Below are 23,997 nucleotides of genomic sequence, written 5' to 3'. Positions count from 1 at the left end.
AAATGGAAAAACATCTGTTGATTAGCAAGGGCTGTAAGGGCTGGGGTGGGCCTCTGACTATCACGCTGGGTCAGGGAAAAAAGATTGCGTACATTACCGGGGGGATCCGTCCCCCGGTCGTGGACCGCCTGAGCGAACTGACCGGCTGGCCCTCCATTGATGTATTCAAAAATGGCGAACCGCCGGCAGAAGAGATTGGTTTAATGGTCATCGACTGCGGCGGCACGCTGCGCTGCGGACTCTATCCGAAGCGGGGAATTCCCACCATTAACCTGCATCCCACCGGCAAAAGCGGCCCGCTGGCGGAATTTATACACGAAGGGATCTACGTCTCCGGGGTGACGCCTGCCTGCATTGAGATGGTCTGGCCACAAGGGGAAGGCGGAAAGCTTGGGATCGTGGCTGACGATTTGACCGGGGCGACCACCGTCGGGGTGCTGCTGGCACGTAGCGGTTTAAAAACCGCCGCGTTTTTCGATACCGAATCCTTCTCCCGCAATGAGGTCGAGTATCCGGCGATGGTCGTCAGCAGCGACAGCCGCCCATTGCCGAAAGCGGAGGCCCAGCACAAAGTGAGCGCTGCGGTGAAACAGCTGCAGGCTCGCGGCGCGCACTACTTCACCAAGCGGATTGATACCACGCTGCGCGGCGGCATCGGATTTGAAATCGATGCCATGCTGGAACAACTGCCGCAGGAGACGGTGGCGGTTGTGGTGCCGGCGATGCCGCAGTCACGGCGTATTCTCGTCGGCGGTTATTCGGTGATTGATTCGGTAGCCCTGTCGCGGACCGATGTGGCTCGCGATGTACGTACCCCGGTCACCGAGTCGTGGGTGCCGGGACTGTTGGCGGCGCAGACCCATCATCAGGTCGGGCATATCGCGCTGACGTCGGTGATGAAAGGCGAAGGGCAAATCCAGCAGGATTTGCAGGAGCAACAGCAACGCGGCGTGCGGGTGATAGTGGTCGATGCGATAACCGTCGACGATGTCGATGCCATCGCCGGGGCGGTAGTGGCCCTGAACTGGAACGTGCTGGCCGTCGATCCGGGGCCCTTTACCGAACGGCTGGCGGTTCGTCGCGGCCTGATGCGCGAAGCGCGGAGCAGCGCGCCCGCGAGCCTGACAGCGGACGGCCAGCGCGGCTCGATTTTGATCGTTGCCGGCAGCGCAACGCCAGTAACCAAAAAACAGCTCCAGTATTTGATCGCCAGGGATGACCGGGTCTGCCATATCCCGGTTGATGCCGAGCTGTTGGTTGACAGGAAAAACGCCGCTGAGATTGAAGTCAATCGCGTGGTACAGCATGCCCGACAGTGCGTTCCGGCGCAGCACAACGCGCTCTTTGTTTTTGAATCCGCCTTGACCGGGCGGTTGCTAAACCTTCAGGAAGAGGAGCAGAGATTTGGTCTGGCCCACGGTGAGGCTGCGCAAAATATTAACCGCGGATTGGGCAGTATTGTACGCGAGGTGCTTAACTGTGCGTCGGGTGAAATTAAAGGATTGTATATGACCGGCGGTGACACCATGGTCAATGTCCTAAAAGAGCTGGGCGCGACCGGAATAGAAATGATTGACTATGTCATCCCGCAAACCGATATGGTGCGGATTATTGGTGGTGATTATGCCGGCTTAATTTGTGTCGGAAAAGGAGGGTTAACCGGACCGGAAGATATTATTGGCATCATTGTTGACCGAATTTATCAAGAAGCACAGCAATAACCCAGTCATCTAATAAAAAATAAACGACGTAATGGTCGTCAGGGTAGTATTGCGTCGTTATCTCTGTTAAATCTTAATTTAAGAGTCACCCTATGAATATTAATATACTTGAGAAAATGAATAAGGTGCCCGGTGGGCTAATCATTATTCCACTGCTGGTGGCAATATTGATTAATACCTTTGCTCCCCAGGTGCTCAGTATTGGCGGCCCGACCACCGCTTTATTTAAAGTCGGTTCCAGCGCCATGATGGGCATATTTTTGCTCATTTGCGGAACCTCAATCAATATCCGTCAGGCCGGTTTGCCGCTCTATAAAGGCGCCGTGCTGCTGTTTCTCAAATGTCTGGCCGGGGCCCTGGCGGTATGGGCCGCGGGAACGTTGTTTGGCCCGAGCGGATTTCTCGGGATATCGACCCTGGCGCTGATTGCCTGCCTGACCAGCTCGAACAGCTCCCTCTATATCGCATTGTGCAGCAACTATGGCGATGCCAGTGATGCCGGGGCGATCTCCGTGTTCTGCATCAAGGATGGTCCGTTTGTCACCATGATGGTGCTGGGCGTCAGCGGCCTGGCCAATATTCCCTTCGCCGCGCTGCTGTCGATGCTTATCCCGCTGCTGATTGGCATGCTGTGGGGCAATCTGGACGAACGTTTTAAACAGTTATGCGCCGCGGCGCAGCCGCTGGTGATCATTATTATGTCGTTCGCCATCGGCGCCAACTCCAGCATCAATACGGTGTTTACCGCCGGCCTGTCCGGGATCCTGTTGGGGATTATCTCCGCGCTCACCGGGATTGTGTTCTACTTTATCTACAACCTGTTTTTGAAGAAGAAAAGCGCGCTGGGCGCCGCGCTGGGAACCACCGCCGCCAGCTCAGCGCTGACGCCGGCGATGGTTGCCCAGGCGGATCCTTCGCTGGCGATGTACGTGGATGCCGCCACCGCGCAGCTGGCGACGGCGAGCATTATCACCATGATCACCGCGCCGATACTGGTCGCCTGGTTTGATAAACGGCTGAAAAAGCGGGCGCCAGCCGCTGAACCTTTGAAAGACGCGAAAAGTGAAGAGAGCGTGACATTATCTTCCCCTGCCGCCAAAGGACACAAATAGTATGAGCGTGCCGTTGTATTCATTACGAATTACCGCCGTCGGGGAATATGTTGAGTGCTCTTTGCGGGAGCAGCGGCTTATTTTATTCTCCGATGCCGTTCCCGACGATATTGCGAGTTATTGCGCCGTACACCAGGCCAGCGAACTGACCGCCGAGTTATCGCCCGGTCAGCGAATGAAATTAAATGATAAAAATTATCGGGTGACCGCGGTAGGCAGTGTGGCAACGGCAAATTTACGACAGCTTGGCCATATCACGCTAAATTTTGATGGCGCAGATATCGCTGAATTACCCGGGACGGTACACCTTTACGGCGAACCACCACAAATTATTCAGCCCGGCGACCAAATTTCGTTTTACCCGAATTGTCATTAAGACGTACTGTTAAATTAAGGAAATAACCATGAAAACAATCGCTATTGGTGCGGATGATGCCGCCTATGCTTTTCGCGATACTATCGTCGCTTATTTGAATGGGCTGGGAATAAACGTCGCGGATTACAGCAGCGATAAGCGCCAGGGGAGTACCGTTTATCCGGATGTTGCCCATGCGGTGGCGATGTCGATTAAACAGGGCGAACACGAGCGCGGCATTCTGATCTGCGGTACCGGCATTGGGATGAGTATTGTGGCCAATAAAGTCCCCGGGGTCCGTGCCGCCCAGTGTCACGATACCTTCTCCGCTGAGCGAGCGCGTAAAAGTAACAACGCGCAGATTATTACCCTCGGCGCGCGGGTGATTGGCACTGAGCTGGGAAAAAAAATTATTCAGGCGTGGCTTGAGTCCGAATATGAAGGCGGCGGCTCCGCGCCCAAAGTGGAACGTATTGATTATTACGAACACCAGCATGCCAGAGATTAATCTCCGCAGTCGTAAGATAAGGAACAGATGATGAGCCAGTTAGACGAACTGAAAAAATACACCACGGTTGTTGCTGATACCGGCGATATTGAATCGATTAAAAAGTTTGCACCCCAGGATGCGACCACCAACCCCTCGCTGGTGCTGAAGGCCGCGCAGCTGCCGCAGTATCAGCCGCTGATTGCCGATGCGATTGGCAAGGCACGCCGCCAGGGAGGCAGCGCAGAAACACAATTGATTAACGCCTGCGATCAGGTGGCAGTGGATATCGGCAGCGAGGTGCTGCGCCATGTGCCCGGGCGTATCTCCACCGAAGTGGATGCCCGCTTTGCCTGGGATCGCGGGATGTGCGTCGCGAAGGCGCGCAAGCTCATCCAGTTATATGAAAAAAATGGCATTGGTCCCGAGCGGATTCTAATTAAGCTCGCCGCCACCTGGGAGGGCATTCGCGCTGCCGAAGAGCTGGAGCAGAGCGGTATAAACTGCAACCTGACGCTGCTGTTCTCTTTCGCTCAGGCCCGGGCATGCGCCGAAGCGGGCGTCTTTCTCATCTCGCCCTTTGTGGGCCGCATCTACGACTGGTATCAGAAGCACCAGCCGCAGTCAGCCTATCAGGTGGACAGCGATCCGGGCGTGGTCTCTGTGCGCCAGATTTATCAGTATTACAAATCCCATGGCTATGACACGGTGGTAATGGGCGCCAGCTTCCGTCGTATTGAGCAGATCCAGGCGCTGGCGGGCTGCGATCGCCTGACTATCTCTCCGGCACTGCTGGACGAGCTGGCGGCCAGCGAAGGAGTGTTGACCCGTCAGTTGACCCCCGGCTGCGTGACGGAAACTCGTCCCAGCCCGATGACGCAGGCGGAGTTTCTCTGGCAGCATCATCAGGATCCCATGGCAGTGGAAAAACTAGCGGAAGGGATCCGACTGTTTGCTGTCGATCAGGTGAAACTGGAACAACAGATTCAGCAGATGCTGTAAGCCGCAGGGATAAAGACTGATGAAGACGACAAAAACCATTCGCTGCCAATGCGCCAACGCGCTGCGCGCCCTGAGCATGGACGCTGTACAGAAAGCCAAATCCGGCCACCCGGGGGCCCCGATGGGTATGGCTGACATTGCCGAAGTGCTGTGGCGTGATTTCCTGAACCATAACCCGAACAATCCGGCCTGGGCTGACCGTGACCGTTTTGTGTTGTCAAATGGCCATGGTTCGATGCTGATTTACAGCCTGCTGCACCTCACTGGCTACGATCTGCCGATTGAAGAGCTGAAAAACTTCCGCCAGCTGCACTCCAAAACCCCGGGTCACCCGGAAGTCGGCTACACCGCGGGCGTGGAAACCACCACCGGTCCGCTGGGCCAGGGTATCGCTAACGCGGTCGGGATGGCTATTGCCGAGAAAACTCTGGCGGCGCAGTTCAACCGTCCGGGCCACGATATCGTCGACCACTACACCTACGCCTTCATGGGCGACGGCTGCATGATGGAAGGCATTTCTCACGAAGTGTGCTCCCTGGCCGGGACCCTGAAGCTGGGCAAACTGGTGGCCTTCTATGATGACAACGGCATCTCCATCGACGGCCACGTTGAAGGCTGGTTCACCGACGATACCGCGAAACGCTTTGAAGCCTACGGCTGGCACGTGGTGCGCGGCGTGGACGGTCACGACGCTGACGCCATCAAACGCGCAGTAGAAGAAGCGCGTGCGGTCACCGACAAACCGTCCCTGCTGATGTGCAAAACCATCATTGGTTTTGGTTCGCCGAACAAAGCCGGTACCCACGACTCCCACGGCGCACCGCTGGGCGACGCAGAAATCGCGCTGACCCGCGAAGCGCTGGGCTGGAAACACGCGCCGTTTGACATCCCGTCTGACATCTATGCCCAGTGGGATGCCAAAGAAGCCGGCCAGGCGAAAGAAGCGGCGTGGAATGAGAAGTTTGCTGCCTACGCGAAAGCCTTCCCGCAGGAAGCGGCCGAATTCACCCGTCGTATGAAAGGTGAAATGCCGTCTGACTTCGACGCCAAAGCTAACGAGTTCATCGCGAAGCTGCAGGCTAACCCGGCGAAAATCGCCAGCCGTAAAGCGTCGCAGAATGCTATCGAAGCCTTCGGCCCGCTGCTGCCGGAATTCCTCGGCGGCTCCGCTGACCTGGCGCCGTCCAACCTGACCCTGTGGTCTGGTTCTAAGCCGATCAACGAAGACACCGCGGGTAACTACATTCATTACGGCGTGCGTGAATTTGGTATGACCGCTATCGCCAACGGTATCGCGCTGCACGGCGGTTTCCTGCCGTACACCTCCACCTTCCTGATGTTCGTGGAATACGCGCGTAATGCGGTACGTATGGCCGCGCTGATGAAACAGCGTCAGGTGATGGTCTACACCCACGACTCCATCGGTCTGGGTGAAGACGGCCCGACTCACCAGCCGGTAGAGCAGGTGGCTTCCCTGCGCGTGACGCCGAACATGTCCACCTGGCGTCCGTGTGACCAGGTTGAATCCGCGATTGCGTGGAAATATGGCGTAGAGCGTCAGGACGGCCCGACCGCGCTGATCCTCTCCCGTCAGAACCTGGCGCAGCAGGAGCGTACCGCAGAGCAGCTGGCAAACGTCGCTCGCGGCGGTTACGTGCTGAAAGATTGTGCCGGCCAGCCGGAGCTGATCTTCATCGCCACCGGTTCCGAAGTAGAGCTGGCGGTTGCCGCGTGGGACAAACTGACTGCCGAAGGCGTGAAGGCGCGCGTGGTCTCCATGCCGTCCACCGACGCGTTCGACAAGCAGGATGCCGCTTATCGTGAATCCGTACTGCCGAAAGCCGTTTCTGCCCGCGTCGCGGTAGAAGCCGGTATCGCGGACTACTGGTTCAAATACGTTGGCCTGAACGGCGCTATCGTTGGCATGACCACCTTCGGTGAGTCTGCGCCGGCTGAGCAGCTGTTCGAAGAGTTCGGCTTCACCGTCGACAACGTGCTCGCTAAAGCGAAAGCGCTGCTGTAAATCCCCACTGCTATCGCCCGGCCCGCTGCCGGGCGATAGCCGCCCTAAGCAATGACCTGCCTGTTATGATTTCGTCTTTTTCCTCCTGAATCATTTCTTACTCTATTTTGTGCGTGACCGCTGATTTCTGTACGTTTTTTTGTGCAGACCGGCAAATGTAGACCAGATTCAATAGGCGCCCGCACGATCGCGCCGCGACCCTGTTCCCTGCCGGAAGTCTGTAAAGGAGACCCCGTAATGCCGTCACCGATGATTTATCAGGATCTCACCACTGCCGCGCTGCTCGGCCATGCGGCGCAATATCACAGCGAGACCGAGATTGTCTCGGTGAGTACTGGCGGTGAGCAGGAGCGCAGCAGCTGGGGGGAGGTGGCCAGCCGCGCTCAGCGGCTGGCGTCGGCGCTGGCGTCGCTGGGGCTGCCGCCAGGCGCCCGCTGCGCTACCCTGGCATGGAACAATCGCCGCCACCTGGAGATCTATTTTGCCGTCGCCTCCGGCGGCTGGGTGACACACACTGTCAACCCGCGGCTGTCGGTTGACCATCTGCGGTATATCCTCAACGACGCTGCCGACGAAGTGCTGTTTTTTGACCAGACCTTTCTGCCACTGGTGGCGCAGCTGCTGCCGCAGCTCCCGACGGTGAAACACATCGTGCTGATGGAACCCCGCAGCGAAGCGGCGCTCAGCCAGTTGCCCTCATTGCTGTTTTTTGACGATCTGTTGCAGCAGGGGACAGTAGACTATCGCTGGCCGCAGCTCAATGAACTGACCCCAGCTTCGCTCTGCTACACCTCGGGAACTACCGGCCGGCCGAAAGGGGTGTTGAATACCCATCGTTCGCTGGTCCTGCACGCCCTGAGCGGCAACCAGCCGGACGCCGCCGGCATATCGGCGAAGGACAGCCTGTTGCCGGTGGTGCCGATGTTCCATGTCAACGCGTGGGGGACGCCGTTTATCGCCGCTATGGTCGGCGCGCGGCTGGTGCTGCCGGGGCCGCACCTCGATGGCGACAGCCTGCTGCAGCTGCTGGCCGCCGAGAAGGTAACGGTGGGGTTTGGCGTGCCGGTGATCTGGGCCGGCTTGCTGGCGGCGATGCGCCGGACAGAGGTCCGGCTGCCTGAATTTAAACGTGCACTGGTTGGCGGCTCCGCGCTGCCGCCGTCGATAGCCGAGGCCTTTCAGCGTGATTACGGCATTGAACTGACCCACGCCTGGGGAATGACCGAAACATCGCCTATCGGCACCATCAACACGCCGTTGAGCAAACATGACGCGCTCCCGGCACAGGAGCGGCAAAAGCAGCGCGCCGGTCAGGGGCGGCCCATATTCGGCATCGAACTGCAGGTAGTGGACGTGGATGGCGAACCGTTGCCCCGGGATGGTCAAAGTCAGGGGTATCTGCAGGTCAGAGGGCACTGGGTGGTGGAGCAGTACTATGGTCAGGACGCGAGCGCCCTGACCGCGGGAGGCTGGTTTGATACCGGCGATATCGGTACGCTCGACGCCAATGGTTATCTGGTGATCTGCGATCGGGCAAAGGATATTATCAAGTCCGGTGGCGAGTGGATCTCCACCGTTGAGCTGGAGAATATCGCCATCGCGCATCCGGCGGTGCGCAGCGCGGCGGCCATCGCCGCCCGTCATCCGCGCTGGGACGAGCGGCCGGTGCTGCTGTGCGTTCGCGCGGAAGGGGGCGAAGTGGAAGAGACCGATCTGCTGACCTGGTTTGAGACGCGGGTACCAAAGTGGCAGATCCCGGACCGGGTGATATTTGTCGACGCGCTACCGGTCAGCGCCACGGGTAAGGTGCTCAAAAATCAACTGCGCCAGGCCTACGGAGAGATTTTAATGAGTGAGGGAAAATGAGCCATGCGCGACCCGGTCTGACGACCTGCTCTCAGTATGATGCTGCCCTGTACGCCTTGTCGGCGGCGCGCCAGCGTTGGGCGGAAACCTCAGTGAACCGTCGTCTGGCGCTGCTGCGCCAGATCAAGGATGCCCTGGCTGGTATTGCCCCGGCGTGGGTGGCCGCGGCGGCGGCGGCCAAAGGGCTGCCGGCGGGCGATCCGCTGGCGGGGGAGGAGTGGCTGGCGGGCCCCTGCGCGCTAATGGTCGGCTGCAACGGGCTCATCGCCACCCTGGAGCAGCTGGAAGAGAAGACCTTTCTGCGGCGGATCCCGCTGCGGACGCTGGCGGACGGCCGCCTGGCGCTGCGGGTGGTGCCCGGCACGCTCTGGGATCGACTGTTGCTGTCTGGAGTTCGCGCTGAGATATGGATGCAGCCAGGCGTCACCCGGGCCCATCTCGACCGCTATGCGGCGCGGGCATACGACATCCCGCCGGCCGCGCGGCAGGGCAAGCTGGCGCTGGTGCTTGGCGCCGGCAATGTGGCCTCGATTGCGCCACTGGATGTGCTACACAAGCTGTTTATTGAAAATCAGGTCTGCCTGCTGAAGCTCAACCCGGTGAATGATTATCTGCACGATCTGCTGGCCCAGGCCCTGGCACCGCTGATTGCCATGGATGCGCTCCGCATCGTCACCGGCGACGCCCAGGCGGGAGCATGGCTGACCAGCCATCCCGCTGTCGATGAGATCCATATCACCGGCTCTCGCGAGACCCATGACGTCATCGTCTGGGGCGACGGTGAAGCGGCTCGCCAGCGTCGGGCCGCCGGGACGCCGCTGAACCCGCGTCGGGTGACTTCGGAGCTGGGCGGCGTCAGCCCTACCATTATCGTACCCGGGCCGTGGAGCGAGGCGGATATCGCTTTTCAGGCGCAGCAGCTGGCGACGCAGAAGATGAACAACGGCGGGTTTAACTGCGTGGCCAGCCAGGTGCTGATCCTGCAGCAGGGCTGGGAGCCAGCGACGGGCTTGCTGAATCAGCTGTACCGGCTGATCGCCGCGAATACCCGCCCGGACTACTACCCCGGCGCTGAAAAAAGGCTGACCGACTTTCGCCTGCGCGCCCGCCAGCCGCTGGAGATAGCGCGTGGCGACGCGCTGCCGTTGATTGTGGCGAACACCGACGATGACCCGGCGCTCTGTCAGCAGGAGGTCTTTGGCCCGGGGCTGTCGGTCACTCGTCTTGAGGCCGACAGTGCGGAAAGTTTTCTGCGCCAGGCGATCGGCTATGCGAATCAGCGGCTGCAGGGCACGCTGGGGGCCAATATTGTGATCCATCCGCGCACCCGCAAAGCGATTGGACGTAAGCGTTTTAACGCGTTAATCGCTGAGCTGCGCTACGGCACGGTGGCGATCAACTGCTGGAGCGGGGTGGCTTTCCTGTTGGCCCCTTGCCCGTGGGGCGCGTTTCCCGGCCACACGCTCGACGATATTCAGAGCGGGCGGGGCAAGGTGCATAACAGCTTTATGCTGGAGAAAACCGAGCGCACGGTGATTGAGGCGCCGTTTCGGCCGTTTCCGCGCAGTCTGTGGCATGGCGAACTGACGCTGATGCCCCTGCCGCCCTGGTTTATTACCCACCGGGGGCAGGAAGCGGTGGCGCAGAAGCTGGTGGATTTTTATCATCGGCCGCGCTGGCGCAAGCTGCCGGCGATCCTCTGGCGCGCGCTGAGGGGCTAAGGTGAGAGCAAAAAAAAGGCGGAACCGCGGTTCCGCCCTGCGGGATTAGCGGCCCGCTTTCAGCTTCTGGTAATACTCTTCATAAATGGCGCTGGCGCTGCCGACGTCATTCTGCCATTCGCCTTTCTCAATGGTCGCAGCGTCCGGATAGAGCGATTTATCGTTGGCCACTGCCGGGCTGAGCATTTTGCGTGCCGCCAGGTTTGGCGTGGGGTAGCCGATGGTTTCCGCGACCTGTTTGGCGACATCCGGGCGCAGCAGGAAGTTAATCAGCTTCAGCGCGCCGTCGACGTTTTTGGCATTCGCCGGGATCGACAGGCTGTCCATCCAGAAGATGCCGCCTTCTTTCGGCCAGATCACCTCCAGCGGGGTACCGGCCTGGCGTGCGACGTAAGCCGAGCCGTTCCATACCATCCCGAGGTTCACTTCGCCTTCCATATACGGGTTCGCCGGGTTATCGGAGTTAAACGCCGCGACGTTAGGCATCAGCTTTTTCAGCTCGTTATAGGCGGCTTCAATCTCTTTCGGGTCGGTGGTGTTGCCGGAATAGCCTAGCTTACGCAGCGCCATCTGGAACACTTCGCGCGCGTCGTCGGTCAGCAGCAGGCTGCTTTTGTATTCCGGCTTCCACAGGTCGGCCCAGCTGGTGATGGTTTTCGGATCAATCGCATCGCTGTTGACGCCGATAGCCGTCGCCCCCCAGATATAGGGAATGGAGTAGTCGTTATTCGGATCGAACGGTTTGTTCAGCATCTGCGGATCGAGGTTGCTGAAGTTAGTCAGCTTACTCTTATCGATCTTCTGCAGCATCCCTTCTTTACGCATCTTGTCGACGAAGTAGGTCGACGGGACGACCAGGTCGTACGCGCCGTCTTTATAGGTCTTGAGCTTGGCATACATGGTTTCGTTCGACTCGTAGGTCGAATAGATGACCTTGATGCCGGTCTCTTTGGTGAACTGCTCCAGCAGGCCCGGCGGTACGTATTCGGTCCAGTTATAAAAATAGAGCGTTTTGCTATCGTCCGCGTGCGCGGCGCTCATGCCGATTGCCAGAGCGCCGGCTGCGAGCAGGTGGCGTGACCATTTTTTCATTTTAACGTCCCCTGAGTTTTATCACGTGCAATTAACTGACTGGCGATGACCATCACCAGCGACAGAACCAACAGAATCGTGGCCAGGGCGTTCACCTCAGGCGAAACGCCAACCTTGACCATCGAATAGATCTTCAGCGGCAGAATTTCATATCCCGGACCGGTCACGAACGAAGAGACCACCACGTCATCCATCGACAACGTGAAGCTCAGCAACCACCCGGCGGCGACCGCCGGCAGGGCCAGCGGCAGGATGATTTTGCGCAGGATGGTCATCTCGCTGGCGCCCAGATCTTTCGCTGCCTCCAGCATCCGCACATCAAAGCCTTTCAGCCGGGAGTAAACGGTGACCACCACAAACGGCAGGCAAAAGGTGATATGCGAAAACAGCAGCGACCAGAAACCAAGCTGAATACCGATCAGCATAAACAGCACCAGCAGGGAGATGGCCATGACAATATCGGGCGACATCATCACCACAAACAGCATGCCGCTAACGAACGGCTTGCCGCGAAAGCGGTAGCGGTACAGCGCCACGGCGGTCAGCGAGCCGATAAGGGTGGCGAAGGTTGCCGACAGCACCGCCATGGTCAGGGAATGCTGGGCGGCCTGCAGCAGGCTATCGTTGTTCATCAGCAGGCTATACCAGTCGGTGGTGAACCCCTGCCAGTTGATACCAAAGCGCGACCGGTTAAACGAGTTAACGATCAGAATAATAATAGGGATGTAGAGATACGCGTAGATGGCGGTCATAAAGCCGCCGCGCAGCAGTCGACCGATCATTCCAGCTCCACCTTTTTATTCAGCAGGCGCGCCGCGCGCCAGTAAATCAACAGCATCAGGCCCATCACCAGGGTTAAGGTAATGCTGGTTGCCGCGCCGAACGGCCAGTCGCGAATATTCAGGAACTGACTCTTGATCACGTTGCCGATCAGCAGGTTCTTGGCGCCGCCCATCAGGTCGGAAACGTAGAACAGCCCCATCGCCGGCAACATCACCAGCAGACAGCCGGCGATGATCCCCGGCATGGTCAGCGGGATGATAATGCGGATAAAGGTCTGCAGCTTGCTGGCGCCGAGATCTTTCGCCGCTTCCAGCAGCGGGCGATCCAGTTTCTCAATGCTGGAGTAGAGCGGCATCACCATAAACGGCAGCAGGATATATACCAGGCCGATAATCACCGCCGAGGGGGTGAACATAATGCGTATCGGCGTGTCGATCACCCCTAACCACAGCAGGAATTCGTTCAGATAGCCTTTGGTACTGAGGAAAATCTTCAGCCCGTAAATACGGATCAACGAGTTGGTCCAGAAGGGAACGATCAGCAGGAACAGCAGCAGGGGGCGCACCTTCTGCGGCAGCCGGGCGAGGAACCACGCAAACGGGTAGCCCAGCGCCAGGCAGGCGAGGGTCGCCAGCAGCGCCATGTTCAGCGAATGCAGTAGCACGTCGTAGTAGAGCGGATCCAGCAGCCGCGAGTAGTTGTCCAGCGTGAAGACCAGCTTGACGAAGTTGGCGTCGTCGCGGGTCAGAAAGCTGGTGGCGATGATCATCAGGTTGGGCAGGAAGACAAACAGCACCAGCCAACCGACGATGGTGGCGATCACCACATTCTGGAATTTACTGGAGTTCTTCATCGGCCAGCACCACCTCCCAGCTCTCCACCCAATTGATAGACATTTTCTGGTCAAGAGAGTGGTCGAAATCCGGGTCGTCTTCGTTAAAGAACTCGCTGACCATCACCATTTTGCCGTTTTCCAGCTCGACCACCGACTCAAGGGTCATCCCCTTATAGTTACGCTCTCGCACATAGCCGATCAGGCCGTCGGCGTCGCTGTTGTGGTGGATCTCATCGACGCGCAGATCTTCCGGGCGCAGCAGGACGTGCAGACGCTGGCCGGCCTCCACGGCAAAATTGACGGTGATATTGCACTCCCGTCCTTCGACGTTGGCGCGCACGCGCTGCTCGTCGAGGCGCTCGATCACGGTGGCGTCGAAGATATTGATCTCGCCGATAAAGCTGGCGACGAACAGGTTTTTCGGCTCTTCGTAGATCTCTCGCGGGGTGCCGTCCTGTTCGATTTTTCCATCGCGCATGACCACGATGCGATCGGACATGGTCAGGGCCTCTTCCTGATCGTGGGTCACGAAGACGAAGGTGATCCCGAGCTTACGCTGCAGCGCTTTCAGTTCGTTCTGCATCTGCTTGCGCAACTTGTAATCCAGCGCCGAAAGGGATTCATCGAGCAGCAGCAGGCGCGGTTTGTTAACCACCGCGCGGGCGATGGCCACGCGCTGCTGCTGGCCGCCGGAGAGCTGGTGCGGTTTGCGCTGGGCAAAGTCTTCCAGCTGCACCATCTTTAAGGCATCCAGAACCCGCGGGGTGATTTCCGCCGCCGGGGTTTTCTGCATCCGCAGGCCAAAGGCGACGTTCTCGAATACCGTCATATGCGGAAACAGGGCGTAGCTTTGAAAGACGGTATTGACGTGGCGGTTTTCCGCCGGGACATGGGTGATATCGTGATCTTCGAGATGGATCCGTCCGCTGTCGACGTTTTCCAGGCCGGCGATAAGGCGCAGAACGGTGGTTTTACCGCAGCCAGAGGGGCCAAGCAGGGTGAGAAACTCACCATTGTTGATGGTCAGGTTAAGGTTATCGATGACCGTTTTACCATCAAAGCTCTTGCGAATTCCCGCCAGTTGCACCAGCGGCGAACGCGAACGCGGTTGTATATTCAATTTTTGACTCTGTCCCATGTAGACGCAACGGAAACTTCCGACCGCTGCGGGGTTTGTGATTAACCACCTTTGGGGTTGCACTTTTTTAATAAGGGCCAGCATTCTACGGCAAACAAGGGTAATCGCCAATCCTTGATACGCCTGCATAGTCTACCTTTACACCATAACGTCGGTTCCGTTATTAAATTTCGCTTTACGGGCTAAGAATGACCTGACGCAATATTTGTCTTTTCTGGCTTATGAATAATGTTGTCACAAAAGAAGAGGGTGGCTACATGGATAAATTGCTTGAGCGTTTTTTGCAGTACGTTTCTTTGGACACGCAGTCGAAGCCTGGCGTTCGTCAGGTCCCCAGCACGGAAGGGCAGTGGAAGCTGTTACGCCTGTTGCAGGCGCAGCTGGAAGAAATGGGACTGGTCAAGGTAACGCTGAGTGAAAAAGGGACGGTAATGGGAACCCTGCCCGCCAACGTGGAGGGCGATATCCCGGCCATCGGCTTTATCTCTCACGTCGATACTTCCCCGGATTTCAGCGGTAAAAACGTTAATCCGCAGATTGTCGAAAACTATCGCGGCGGCGATATCGCGCTGGGTATCGGCGATGAGGTGCTCTCCCCGGTGATGTTCCCGGTTCTGCATCAGCTTTTGGGGCAGACGCTGATCACCACCGACGGGAAAACGCTGCTGGGGGCGGACGACAAGGCCGGCATCGCCGAGATCATGACCGCGCTGGCGACCCTGCAGGCGAAAAACATCCCTCATGGCGATATCCGCGTGGCCTTCACCCCCGATGAAGAGGTCGGAAAAGGGGCGAAGCATTTCGATGTCGAGGCCTTTGACGCCCGCTGGGCCTATACCGTCGACGGTGGTGGCGTGGGAGAACTGGAGTTTGAAAACTTCAACGCCGCCTCGGTGACCATCAAGATTGTCGGCAATAACGTGCATCCCGGCACCGCAAAAGGGGTGATGGTCAATGCGCTGTCGCTGGCCGCGCGCATTCATGCCGAAGTGCCGGCCGACGAGGCGCCGGAGACCACCGAAGGTTATGAAGGCTTTTATCACCTCACCAGCATCAAAGGCAGCGTGGATCGGGCCGAGATGCACTACATCATCCGCGATTTTGACCGCAAGCACTTTGAGGCGCGTAAACGCAAGATGATGGAGATCGCCAAAAAGGTCGGCAAGGGGCTGCACCCGGACTGCTATATCGAGCTGGTGATTGAGGACAGTTATTACAACATGCATGAGCAGGTTATCGCCCATCCACACGTGGTCGATATTGCCCGCCAGGCGATGGTGGACTGCGATATTGAACCGCAGATGAAGCCGATCCGCGGCGGCACCGACGGCGCGCAGCTCTCGTTTATGGGACTGCCGTGCCCGAACCTGTTTACCGGCGGCTACAACTATCACGGCAAACATGAGTTTGTCACCCTGGAAGGGATGGAGAAGGCGGTGCAGGTGATCGTGCGTATCGCCGAGCTGACGGCAACACGAAAAGGGAAATAGCCTTCGCAACCAGGCCGGTCATTCTGCTTGTCGCACAAGATGCCGGATGGCGGCTTCGCCCTATCCGGCCTACGACTCGTGCGATCTGATGCTAATTTACCCACTTGCGCGACTGAAACTGCCGGTGTTGGCGGCCTCAAAATCGCTGAGACGTTCCCGGAAGGCAGGGGCAGCCCGCATGGATGCGGGCTGAGGGCCGTGTTTTGCACGGACGCTGCCTCGGCCCGACCCGAAGCCTGCAGGGATAAGTCGAAGGCACCACGAAGTGGCGATTTTGCTGGCCGGAGCCCGGGGGTACAGGGGGCGGCGGCGACTGGCCGCCCCCTGTGCGCTCCCTACTTCATGAGTAACATAACGCAGAATACATATTGGGAGCGCAATCTGCTCGGAAATAACACAGAACAAACGTTTTTCCCGGGTCGAAACCGTTGCAAACCGATACAGGAGCTACGGAAATCGTGCTGTTTGTAGGCCCGGCAAGCGCAGCGCCGCCGGGCAGGATGATGGCTCAGTCGCCAAAGAACCAGTAGCCGCTGTTGACCAGCGCTGCCAGCATGGCGAGGAATGACGGATCTTCCAGCGCATCGCCAAAATGGTCGGCGCGCAGCGTCAGATGGGTGGCTAAGGCGTCCAGCGCCGGGCGGTGCGGGGAGTTGATCTTCTCGCCATTGACGAACACCTCGCCGTCAATGCGCAGCACCCGCAGGCCACCCAGGCGTTCCAGGGTATCGCCCTGCTGCAGGGCATCGTAAATCTCATCTGGCTGATACGGCGGCTCCGGCGGTGCGACGTCGAGCTCATGACGTGACTGGGTGATAAACTCGCCGAACCACTGCTTAAAGTGCTCCGGTTGGTTAATCAGACCCAGCATCATCTCGCGCAGGCGGTCGAGTTCGACGGGTAAAATATCCGCCGGATGGTCGCGCGACGGCACGTCCGGATCGGCGTAGCGCTGGCTGCCCAGTTCGCGCTGGAGAACGTAGTCGGCAAAGCCGCTGAACAGCTCGCGGGCATTCGGCGCGCGATAGCCGACCGAATAGTTTAGCGAATTTTCCAGCGAGTACCCCTCATGCGGGAATCCTGGCGGAATATAGAGAATATCGCCCGGCTCCATCTCTTCATCGATGATCGCCTCGAAGGGGTCAACCTGCAGCAGGTCCGGATGCGGGCAGTGCTGTTTCATCGGCACCTTTTCCCCGACGCGCCAGCGCCGACGGCCGGTGCCCTGAATGATAAACACATCATACTGATCCAGATGCGGACCGACGCCGCCCCCGGGTACCGAGAAGGAGATCATCAGATCGTCGATACGCCAGTCCGGCAGAGCGCGGAACGGATGCATCAGCGCCGCTGAGGGTTCATGCCAGTGGTTAACCGCCTGCACCAGCAGGGACCAGTTGTTTTCACTCAGGTGATCGTAGCTTTCGAAGGGACCGTGACTGACCTGCCATTTTCCATCCTGATGGCTGACAAGGCGGCTATCGACCTCGCTCTCCATGGCCAGTCCAGCCAGTTCGTCCGGGCTTAGGGGGTCGATAAAATTGGCGAAGCCGCGCTTCAGTACCACCGGCCGTTTTTGCCAGTAGCGTTCGATAAAGTCGGGCCAGTTAAGCGTTAATTGATAATCCATATTGATATTCCACTGCAGGTGTCTGACAGGGATTATAACGGATGCGGCGCCCCGGCGATGCAGGCGCCGTTAAAAAACTCAATGATTAACCCTGTTTATCTTCCATCAGCTGGCGGCCAAACACCACCTCCATGCAGGCGCCGCCGAGCAGGCTTTCGCTGGCGATAATCTCCCCGTCATATTGCTCGACGATTTCGCGGGCGACGGAGAGCCCCACACCCTGGCCGGGGCGCAGCGTATCTGCCCGCTGGCCGCGGTCGAAGACGGCGCGGCGCTGGCTCTGCGGGATCCCCGGGCCATCGTCTTCCACCAGAATATGCAGATGGCTGTCGGTGGTCTGGCGCACGGAAACTTCCACAAACTCCAGACAGTACTTACAGGCGTTATCGAGAACGTTACCCATCACTTCCATAAAATCATTCTGCTCGCCGACAAAAGTGATCTCCGGCGAGATGTCGAGCGAGATATTGACCCCTTTGCGCTGATAGACCTTGTTGAGAGCGGAGGTCAGGCTATCAAGCAGCGGGGCGATCGGATGCAGCTCCCGGCTCAACAGGGTGCCGCCGCTGCGCATGCTGGCGCGATGCAGATAGTAACCAATCTGCTGCGAGATGCGGCTTATCTGCTCCAGCATCACCGGCTCCGCCTCGTCGACGCTGATCTTCTCGCCGCGCAGCGAGCGCAGGGTGCTCTGCATCACCGCCAGCGGCGTTTTCAGGCTGTGGGTGAGATCGGTGAGGGTGGTGCGGTATTTGTCATAGCGTTCACGCTCGCTGCGAACCAGCCGGTTAAGGTTGCTGACCAGCCGGGTCAGCTCGCGGGTGGTGTTGGGATTGAGCTTTTCGCGGTGGTGCTCCTCCAGCTCACGTACCTCTTTCGCCAGCGACTCGATAGGCCGCAGGCTCCACCATGCGGCGACCCACAGCAGGGGGATCACCAGCAGCAGGTTGGCGGCCAGCACGTAGATAAACCAGCTCCACACCATATAGCTGCGCTTGAGCTCCACCGGAATGGTATCTACCACCACAATGCTGAGCTGGGGCATTTTGCTGGTGGCCGGATAGAGGTTGATCGCCACCGAGTGGGTCATCTCCGAATCGTCGCCCTGCTCGCGGATGGCGTCCAGCTGTTCCTGAATCTCGTGGTTGTTGCGCAGCAGCATGCTGCTGCTGTCGACATCGGCTTCGATCTCATGGAAACCATTGCGCTTCAGCCATTCCGGTTGAATGCGTTTCGCCAGCCAGGGGACATCGCGCTGCGCCCACAGCAGTTTACCCCTCTCATCGTAGATAAGGGTCACCGTCGGGCTTTCCATATTCAGGTTTTCCGGGATATCGACGTCAATAGCGCCGTTCTCCCATTTCGCCAGCATATAAAAGAGATTGCTCTCGCCGCGCAGCAGGCGGAAGGTGGTTTTATCGAAGCTGACACTGTAGCCCACCAGCGCCACCATGCCATAGGCCAGGGAGAGCACCAGTACGACCCCGGCGGTCGCAAGCAGGAAGCGAACCCGTAATGACAGGGGGAAGATATGCCGCAACAGTCCCTTCATCAGCGCAGTTCGAACAGATAGCCCTGGCCGCGCACCGTGGTGATGACGTCCTGCGGGTATTCAGCCTGAATTTTCTTGCGCAGCCGGCCCATCAGTACGTCGATGGTATGGCTCTCACGCAGTTCGGCATCCGGGTAAAGCTGGAGCATCAGGGAATCTTTGCTGACCACTTTGCCGCGGTTGCGGATCAGGGTTTCCATAATGGTGTACTCAAAGGCCGTCAGCTTGATCGGCTGATCGTTGACTGACAGCTCGCGCCGGGAGAGGTCGACCTGGAACGGCGGCAGGGAGATCACCTGTGAGGCCAGGCCGCTGTTGCGGCGCAGCAGCGCCTGCATGCGGGCGGCAACCTCTTCAATATGGAAAGGCTTGGTGACGTAATCATCCGCCCCGGCGCTCAGCACTTCCACTTTATCCTGCCATCCTTCGCGGGCGGTCAGCACCAGCACCGGCAGCGACACATCGTGGCTGCGCCAGCGGCGGATCAGCGATAGTCCGTCTTCATCCGGCAGGCCGAGGTCGACGATGGCGATATCCGGGAGATGTTCGCCCAGATAGTAGTCCGCTTCCCTGGCATCTTCCGCCGCATCGACCTGATGGCCCAGCTCCTGCAGCTGAACTTTGAGGTGGTGACGCAGCAGGGCGTTATCCTCAACCACGAGTACGCGCATGACTGTTCTCCCTTCCTGTGTTGATAGTAATCTGACGCTCATTATATACGCAAAATATAAACAGCTGTTAAATAAAGCTTTTTATACCAACGGCGCATAACACCGCCAGGCAGGCCAGCCTTCGGCGATGCCCTTTGCGCATAGTGCATGGAACTCCTTCATTCTATGCGTAATTTCAGCAAACGCCCAGCGGCAGAGCGCGGGCAGTGCGCGGGTTGGTGATGTTAATTTTTTGTGTAATAGTGCTGGGATCACCTCTCAATGACGCCGCAGGTTATCCATTATGTCTCAGCAGAAAAGTGCGGACTGGGTCAGGCTGGCGCAGTCGCCCAGTCAGACGGAACGCATCGAAGCCTTCTTCGGCGGCCTGTCGGCGGATCCGCGCCTGCGTTGCGCCGCGCAGCCGTTGTTAAAAGCGGTCACGGACACCTTCGAGCCGCTGGAGGAAGAGGATGCTCTGTACGACCTGGCGCAGACCCTGGCTGTGGTCGGCGGGCAGCGTTCCCGTCGCCAGGCATTTGACTATCAGGCGGCGGAGAGGGCCCGGGAGTATATCCATGCCTGTTTTATGCAGGATATGACCCTCGACACCTTATCGCAGGTCAGCGGCCGGGACCGCTGGAGCCTGAGCCGGGATTTCAGAACGCTGTACGGCACCAGCCCGTGGCGTTACGTCATGATGCGCCGGCTTGATTTTTGCCGCCAGCGGATGCGCGCCGGGGAACGTCTGGTGGATATTGCCGCCGACGCGGGGTTTGCCGATCAGAGCCACATGACGCGCCAGTTTATCAGCCGCTTTGGTCTCTCTCCGGGCCGCTGGCTGCGGGCGATCCGCGGCTAGCGCGGCTCAGGTTGCACAATCGTTCAAGCGTGACCGCGGCGAGGCGAACTATGCTGACTGCCTTTATCACAAGGAGACAGCCCATGTATCAACTCGTTAATCTTGCTCAGAAATTTTCCCTGTTCAGCGAACAATGGCAGCCCAAAGTGGTGGCTGAGATGAACGACTATCAGTTCAAGATCGTGCGCATCGCCGGCGATTTTATCTGGCACAGCCACCCGGAAACCGATGAGACATTGATGGTGGTGGAGGGGGTATTACGCGTGGACTTCCGCGACGGACATGTGCTGGTGAAGGCCGGGGAGATGATCGTCGTGCCGCGAGGTGTGGAACATAAGACTTCGGCGGAGACGGAAGCGAAGCTCATGCTGATTGAGCCGCGCGGCGTACTGAATACCGGCCATGAGGGCGGCGAGCGGACGGCGGTGAACGACGTCTGGATCTGATGGCTTTCCGGCGACACAACGCCCCTCTTTCCGGCGGAAAGAGGGGCAGGGCGATTACTTCAGTTCGTCAACCATGGTGGTTGCCCGACCAATATAGTTGGCCGGGGTCATCGCTTTGAGGCGCACTTTTTCGTCTTCCGGCAGGGCGAGGCTGTCAATAAACTGCTTCATCCCTTCCGCGTCAACGCGTTTGCCGCGGGTCAGCTCTTTCAGCTTCTCGTACGGTTTTTCGATACCGTAACGGCGCATCACGGTCTGGATCGGCTCAGCCAGTACTTCCCAGTTGTGATCCAGTTCGTCCAGCAGGCGATCCTGGTTCAGCTCCAGCTTGCTGATCCCTTTGAGGGTGGACTGATAGGCGATCAGCGCATAGCCGATTCCCACGCCGAGGTTACGCAGGACGGTGGAGTCGGTCAGGTCGCGCTGCCAGCGGGAAACCGGCAGTTTGCTGGCCAGGTGCTGCATGACCGCATTGGCCAGGCCGAGGTTGCCTTCGGAGTTTTCGAAGTCAATCGGGTTCACCTTGTGCGGCATGGTGGAGGAGCCGATTTCCCCGGCGATGGTCTTCTGTTTGAAGTGGTTGAGCGCGATGTAGCCCCACACATCGCGATCGAAATCGATCAGAATGGTGTTGAAGCGCGCGATGCAGTCAAACAGCTCAGCGATGTAGTCATGCGGCTCGATCTGGGTGGTGTACGGGTTCCACTGAATGCCCAGCGAGGTGACGAACTCTTCGCTGAACTGATGCCAGTCGACTTCCGGGTAGGCCGCGATGTGGGCGTTGTAGTTACCCACCGCGCCGTTGATTTTACCGAGGATTTCCACCTGGTTCAGCTGACGGTACTGGCGCTCCATACGGTAGGCGACGTTCGCCATCTCTTTACCCATGGTGGACGGCGTTGCCGGCTGACCGTGGGTACGGGAGAGCAGCGGCACATCGCGGTACTGGGTTGCCAGATCTTTTACCGCGTCAATCAGCTTGCGCCAGTAAGGCAGAACCACTTCGTCGCGGGCGGTTTTCAGCATCAGCGCGTGGGAGAGGTTATTGATGTCTTCAGACGTACAGGCGAAGTGAATAAACTCTGATACCGCGTGCAGCTCGGCGACGTCAGCGACTTTCTCTTTCAGAAAATACTCTACCGCTTTCACGTCGTGGTTAGTGGTGCGCTCGATGGTTTTGATGCGCTCCGCGTCTTCGACGCTGAAATCGGCGACGATTTTGTCAAGGAAACCGTTTGCGTCGGCAGCAAAAGCAGGAACTTCCTTGATCGCTGCGTGGGCGGCCAGTTTTTGCAGCCAACGTACTTCCACCTGAACGCGGAATTTCAGCAAACCGAATTCGCTGAAGATACCGCGCAGCGCGCTGACTTTATCGCCGTAGCGGCCGTCTACAGGGGAAACGGCGGTCAGTGAGGATAATTCCATAGATCACAACTCCGGGGTTAAATGAGCAAGAATTTGCTTTGCCTGGTTAACCAGACGATTACGGGAAAACATAAGCTGCAGACGTCCGCCGCCCACCTGATGCCAGAGCACCGCGGCGCGAATACCCGCCAGCAGCGCTGAACGAACTTTCGCCTGCACCTGCGGGCTTTGCAGCACGGCAGGGGAGCCGGTCACCTGAATACGCGGCCCCAGCGGGCTTATCACGTCAACATAGATGCCTGCCATGGCGCTGAGCAGCGTTTCAGACTGCAGGTCAAAGTGTTCCAGTTGACGGTGCAGGCCGGCGATGCGGTTGCCGAGCGTATCCATCGCCCCTTTACTGGCGGCGAGCTTGCGCTCCAGCACCATCAGGCTCAGGGTATAGCGCGTCAGTTCAGCATTGAGGCCCTGACGGCTGCTGGTATTGAGCACCCCGAGCAGCGTTTCAAGGCCGAGGCGAAGATTGGCTTCACTGCCACCGAACACCGCCAGCGTCGACTCGGGATCGAGGTCGATGATGCTGTTCAGCGACACATGCAGGGCATCGCTGTCGCAATGTCCCTGATGCGCCAGTTGCTGAACCAGTCGTGCCGCCTGGCAAACGCCAGCCAGCGCCAGCGTGATGTCATAGTAATTCTTCGCCACACATACTCCTTGTCAGCCGTCGGGGCGGTTCGTCCCGACGGAAATAACGCGCGTTCAGGACTGCAGAGGCAGTCGTTGTTCAATAATTCCGCCGCCGAGGCACACTTCACCCAGATAGAACACTGCGGACTGGCCCGGGGTGACCGCCGCGACCGGCTCATCAAAGCGAACTTCGATACGGTCTTCATCCAGCGCGGTGACGGTGCAGGGGATATCGGTCTGGCGATAGCGGGTTTTCACCGTGCAGCGCAGGGTGCCCTGCAGCGGTTCACGGTCAACCCAGTGCAGCTGTTGGGCAATCAGGCCGACGGACATCAGGCGCGGGTGGTCATGGCCCTGGGCGACGATAAGAATATTATTCTCAACGTCTTTATCGACCACGTACCACGGATCTTCGCTACCCTCTTTGGTGCCGCCGATGCCCAGCCCTTTACGCTGGCCCAGCGTATGGTACATCAGCCCCTGATGGGTACCGATCTCCTCGCCGTCGACGGTGAGAATTTTGCCCGGCTGCGCCGGCAGATAGCGGCCAAGGAAATCGCGGAATTTACGTTCGCCGATAAAGCAGATGCCGGTGGAATCTTTTTTCTTCGCGGTGATCAGATCCAGCTCTTCGGCGATCTTACGCACCTGCGGTTTTTCCAGCTCACCCACCGGGAACAGGCTCTGGGCAATCTGCTCGTGGCTAAGGGTATAGAGGAAGTAGCTCTGATCTTTGTTACCGTCGAGGCCGCGCAGCAGCTGGCTTTTGCCGTCGACATCGGCGCGGCGCACATAGTGCCCGGTGGCGATGTAGTCGGCGCCGAGGTCTTCGGCGGCAAACTCGAGGAAGGCTTTAAACTTGATCTCTTTATTGCACAGAATATCCGGGTTCGGCGTGCGGCCGGCTTTGTACTCTTCCAGGAAGAGCTCAAAGACGTTGTCCCAATATTCGGCGGCAAAGTTAACGGTGTGCAGTTCAATGCCCAGCTTATCGCAGACCGCTTGCGCATCGGCAAGGTCGGCGGCGGCGGTGCAGTATTCCTCGCCGTCGTCTTCCTCCCAGTTCTTCATGAACAGGCCTTCCACCTTATACCCTTGCTGCAGCAGCAGGTACGCGGAGACCGAGGAGTCGACGCCGCCGGACATGCCGACGATCACTTTTTTCTGGCTTTCTGACATG

The 23,997-nt window shown here is 58.6% G+C and carries 21 protein-coding genes; 11 read left to right on the top strand and 10 right to left on the bottom strand.

All coding sequences use genetic code 11. The features are described 5' to 3' along the window. Positions 1-2: 2 nt before the first annotated feature. From R0140_RS17420 to R0140_RS17385, 8 genes are all read left to right on the top strand, one after another. Positions 3-1,721 carry a four-carbon acid sugar kinase family protein gene (locus R0140_RS17420; RefSeq protein ID WP_077139137.1) on the top strand — a complete coding sequence of 573 codons (1,719 nt, stop codon included), beginning with the start codon at positions 3-5 and terminating at the stop codon, positions 1,719-1,721. Between the two features lie 92 nt (positions 1,722-1,813). After that, a complete protein-coding gene (locus R0140_RS17415) occupies positions 1,814-2,833 on the top strand; it encodes a 2-keto-3-deoxygluconate permease (protein ID WP_004204602.1) in 1,020 nt (339 codons plus the stop codon). Position 2,834: 1 nt separating this feature from the next. Then, positions 2,835-3,209, top strand: coding sequence for a PTS glucitol/sorbitol transporter subunit IIA (locus R0140_RS17410; RefSeq protein ID WP_023297368.1), 375 nt, complete (start codon positions 2,835-2,837; stop codon positions 3,207-3,209). A 28-nt stretch (positions 3,210-3,237) separates the two neighbouring features. Then, positions 3,238-3,696 (top strand): ribose 5-phosphate isomerase B, encoded by a 459-nt coding sequence (rpiB, locus tag R0140_RS17405; protein ID WP_008806013.1) that lies wholly within the window; start codon positions 3,238-3,240, stop codon positions 3,694-3,696. A 30-nt stretch (positions 3,697-3,726) separates the two neighbouring features. Further along, positions 3,727-4,677 carry a transaldolase gene (gene tal, locus R0140_RS17400; RefSeq protein WP_004147958.1) on the top strand — a complete coding sequence of 317 codons (951 nt, stop codon included), beginning with the start codon at positions 3,727-3,729 and terminating at the stop codon, positions 4,675-4,677. Between the two features lie 19 nt (positions 4,678-4,696). Continuing rightward, on the top strand, positions 4,697-6,700 hold the full coding sequence (tkt, locus tag R0140_RS17395) for a transketolase (RefSeq protein WP_077139138.1): 2,004 nt from the start codon (positions 4,697-4,699) through the stop codon (positions 6,698-6,700). Positions 6,701-6,937: 237 nt separating this feature from the next. Continuing rightward, positions 6,938-8,566, top strand: a complete 1,629-nt coding sequence (locus R0140_RS17390) for a long-chain fatty acid--CoA ligase (protein ID WP_077139139.1) — start codon at positions 6,938-6,940, stop codon at positions 8,564-8,566. Then, the gene (locus R0140_RS17385) at positions 8,563-10,287 is read left to right on the top strand and encodes an aldehyde dehydrogenase family protein (protein WP_012968559.1); all 1,725 of its coding nucleotides are present in this window, start codon (positions 8,563-8,565) and stop codon (positions 10,285-10,287) included. The genes R0140_RS17390 and R0140_RS17385 overlap by 4 nt, the downstream gene beginning before the upstream one ends. Before the next feature lie 45 nt (positions 10,288-10,332). Here R0140_RS17385 and potD read toward each other — a convergent pair whose 3' ends face one another. Genes potD through potA form a run of 4 tightly spaced genes read right to left on the bottom strand, consistent with a single transcriptional unit; the run spans position 10,333 to position 14,135 of the window. Continuing rightward, positions 10,333-11,379 carry a spermidine/putrescine ABC transporter substrate-binding protein PotD gene (gene potD / locus R0140_RS17380; protein ID WP_008806018.1) on the bottom strand — a complete coding sequence of 349 codons (1,047 nt, stop codon included), beginning with the start codon at positions 11,377-11,379 and terminating at the stop codon, positions 10,333-10,335. Next, on the bottom strand, positions 11,376-12,161 hold the full coding sequence (gene potC, locus R0140_RS17375; RefSeq protein ID WP_012542218.1) for a spermidine/putrescine ABC transporter permease PotC: 786 nt from the start codon (positions 12,159-12,161) through the stop codon (positions 11,376-11,378). Before potC ends, potD begins: the two co-directional genes overlap by 4 nt. Further along, positions 12,158-13,015, bottom strand: a complete 858-nt coding sequence (potB, locus tag R0140_RS17370; RefSeq protein ID WP_008806020.1) for a spermidine/putrescine ABC transporter permease PotB — start codon at positions 13,013-13,015, stop codon at positions 12,158-12,160. Before potB ends, potC begins: the two co-directional genes overlap by 4 nt. Next, positions 12,999-14,135, bottom strand: coding sequence for a spermidine/putrescine ABC transporter ATP-binding protein PotA (gene potA / locus R0140_RS17365; RefSeq protein WP_012542217.1), 1,137 nt, complete (start codon positions 14,133-14,135; stop codon positions 12,999-13,001). The genes potB and potA overlap by 17 nt, the downstream gene beginning before the upstream one ends. A gap of 257 nt (positions 14,136-14,392) precedes the next feature. Here potA and pepT point away from each other — a divergent pair, with 257 nt between their 5' ends. After that, positions 14,393-15,625 carry a peptidase T gene (gene pepT, locus R0140_RS17360; protein WP_012542216.1) on the top strand — a complete coding sequence of 411 codons (1,233 nt, stop codon included), beginning with the start codon at positions 14,393-14,395 and terminating at the stop codon, positions 15,623-15,625. Between the two features lie 508 nt (positions 15,626-16,133). On the opposite strand, the gene R0140_RS17355 is transcribed toward pepT, so the two are convergent. The 3 genes from R0140_RS17355 to phoP form a co-directional block, all read right to left on the bottom strand. Continuing rightward, entirely contained in the window at positions 16,134-17,255 is a 1,122-nt protein-coding gene (locus R0140_RS17355) for a ribosomal protein uL16 3-hydroxylase (protein ID WP_012542214.1), read from the bottom strand. A gap of 85 nt (positions 17,256-17,340) precedes the next feature. Continuing rightward, positions 17,341-18,807, bottom strand: coding sequence for a two-component system sensor histidine kinase PhoQ (gene phoQ / locus R0140_RS17350; RefSeq protein ID WP_008806025.1), 1,467 nt, complete (start codon positions 18,805-18,807; stop codon positions 17,341-17,343). After that, complete coding sequence (gene phoP, locus R0140_RS17345; RefSeq protein WP_004150807.1) at positions 18,807-19,478, bottom strand: two-component system response regulator PhoP; 672 nt, start codon at positions 19,476-19,478, stop codon at positions 18,807-18,809. The genes phoQ and phoP overlap by 1 nt, the downstream gene beginning before the upstream one ends. Before the next feature lie 283 nt (positions 19,479-19,761). Between phoP and R0140_RS17340 the strand changes: the two genes are divergently transcribed. Next, complete coding sequence (locus tag R0140_RS17340) at positions 19,762-20,319, top strand: helix-turn-helix domain-containing protein (RefSeq protein ID WP_317703869.1); 558 nt, start codon at positions 19,762-19,764, stop codon at positions 20,317-20,319. Between the two features lie 83 nt (positions 20,320-20,402). Further along, positions 20,403-20,765: a cupin domain-containing protein gene (locus R0140_RS17335; RefSeq protein ID WP_012542212.1), complete on the top strand. Its 363-nt coding sequence runs from the start codon at positions 20,403-20,405 to the stop codon at positions 20,763-20,765. A gap of 54 nt (positions 20,766-20,819) precedes the next feature. Here the strand turns inward: R0140_RS17335 and purB are convergent, their stop codons facing one another. The 3 genes from purB to mnmA are packed head-to-tail and all read right to left on the bottom strand — an operon-like array spanning position 20,820 to position 23,996. Next, positions 20,820-22,190, bottom strand: a complete 1,371-nt coding sequence (purB, locus tag R0140_RS17330; RefSeq protein WP_012968556.1) for an adenylosuccinate lyase — start codon at positions 22,188-22,190, stop codon at positions 20,820-20,822. 3 nt (positions 22,191-22,193) lie between these two features. Next, positions 22,194-22,835, bottom strand: coding sequence for a high frequency lysogenization protein HflD (gene hflD / locus R0140_RS17325; protein WP_004140557.1), 642 nt, complete (start codon positions 22,833-22,835; stop codon positions 22,194-22,196). A gap of 54 nt (positions 22,836-22,889) precedes the next feature. Further along, positions 22,890-23,996 (bottom strand): tRNA 2-thiouridine(34) synthase MnmA, encoded by a 1,107-nt coding sequence (mnmA, locus tag R0140_RS17320; RefSeq protein ID WP_012542211.1) that lies wholly within the window; start codon positions 23,994-23,996, stop codon positions 22,890-22,892. Between the last annotated feature and the right edge of the window lies 1 nt (position 23,997).

This window comes from Klebsiella sp. w6 (assembly GCF_033100215.1).
In the GTDB taxonomy this organism is placed as follows: domain Bacteria; phylum Pseudomonadota; class Gammaproteobacteria; order Enterobacterales; family Enterobacteriaceae; genus Klebsiella; species Klebsiella variicola.
Note: the sequence above shows the minus strand (reverse complement) of the source record. Positions and strands in the feature narration are given on the sequence as shown.

What these genes read in the sequence shown, in the direction of transcription:
- R0140_RS17420 (WP_077139137.1), top strand. Translation starts at nt 3, where the DNA reads ATGGAAAAACATCTGTTGATTAGCAAGGGCTGTAAGGGCTGGGGTGGG.
- R0140_RS17415 (WP_004204602.1), top strand. Translation starts at nt 1,814, where the DNA reads ATGAATATTAATATACTTGAGAAAATGAATAAGGTGCCCGGTGGGCTA.
- R0140_RS17410 (WP_023297368.1), top strand. Translation starts at nt 2,835, where the DNA reads ATGAGCGTGCCGTTGTATTCATTACGAATTACCGCCGTCGGGGAATAT.
- rpiB (WP_008806013.1), top strand. Translation starts at nt 3,238, where the DNA reads ATGAAAACAATCGCTATTGGTGCGGATGATGCCGCCTATGCTTTTCGC.
- tal (WP_004147958.1), top strand. Translation starts at nt 3,727, where the DNA reads ATGAGCCAGTTAGACGAACTGAAAAAATACACCACGGTTGTTGCTGAT.
- tkt (WP_077139138.1), top strand. Translation starts at nt 4,697, where the DNA reads ATGAAGACGACAAAAACCATTCGCTGCCAATGCGCCAACGCGCTGCGC.
- R0140_RS17390 (WP_077139139.1), top strand. Translation starts at nt 6,938, where the DNA reads ATGCCGTCACCGATGATTTATCAGGATCTCACCACTGCCGCGCTGCTC.
- R0140_RS17385 (WP_012968559.1), top strand. Translation starts at nt 8,563, where the DNA reads ATGAGCCATGCGCGACCCGGTCTGACGACCTGCTCTCAGTATGATGCT.
- potD (WP_008806018.1), bottom strand. Translation starts at nt 11,379, where the DNA reads ATGAAAAAATGGTCACGCCACCTGCTCGCAGCCGGCGCTCTGGCAATC.
- potC (WP_012542218.1), bottom strand. Translation starts at nt 12,161, where the DNA reads ATGATCGGTCGACTGCTGCGCGGCGGCTTTATGACCGCCATCTACGCG.
- potB (WP_008806020.1), bottom strand. Translation starts at nt 13,015, where the DNA reads ATGAAGAACTCCAGTAAATTCCAGAATGTGGTGATCGCCACCATCGTC.
- potA (WP_012542217.1), bottom strand. Translation starts at nt 14,135, where the DNA reads ATGGGACAGAGTCAAAAATTGAATATACAACCGCGTTCGCGTTCGCCG.
- pepT (WP_012542216.1), top strand. Translation starts at nt 14,393, where the DNA reads ATGGATAAATTGCTTGAGCGTTTTTTGCAGTACGTTTCTTTGGACACG.
- R0140_RS17355 (WP_012542214.1), bottom strand. Translation starts at nt 17,255, where the DNA reads ATGGATTATCAATTAACGCTTAACTGGCCCGACTTTATCGAACGCTAC.
- phoQ (WP_008806025.1), bottom strand. Translation starts at nt 18,807, where the DNA reads ATGAAGGGACTGTTGCGGCATATCTTCCCCCTGTCATTACGGGTTCGC.
- phoP (WP_004150807.1), bottom strand. Translation starts at nt 19,478, where the DNA reads ATGCGCGTACTCGTGGTTGAGGATAACGCCCTGCTGCGTCACCACCTC.
- R0140_RS17340 (WP_317703869.1), top strand. Translation starts at nt 19,762, where the DNA reads ATGTCTCAGCAGAAAAGTGCGGACTGGGTCAGGCTGGCGCAGTCGCCC.
- R0140_RS17335 (WP_012542212.1), top strand. Translation starts at nt 20,403, where the DNA reads ATGTATCAACTCGTTAATCTTGCTCAGAAATTTTCCCTGTTCAGCGAA.
- purB (WP_012968556.1), bottom strand. Translation starts at nt 22,190, where the DNA reads ATGGAATTATCCTCACTGACCGCCGTTTCCCCTGTAGACGGCCGCTAC.
- mnmA (WP_012542211.1), bottom strand. Translation starts at nt 23,996, where the DNA reads ATGTCAGAAAGCCAGAAAAAAGTGATCGTCGGCATGTCCGGCGGCGTC.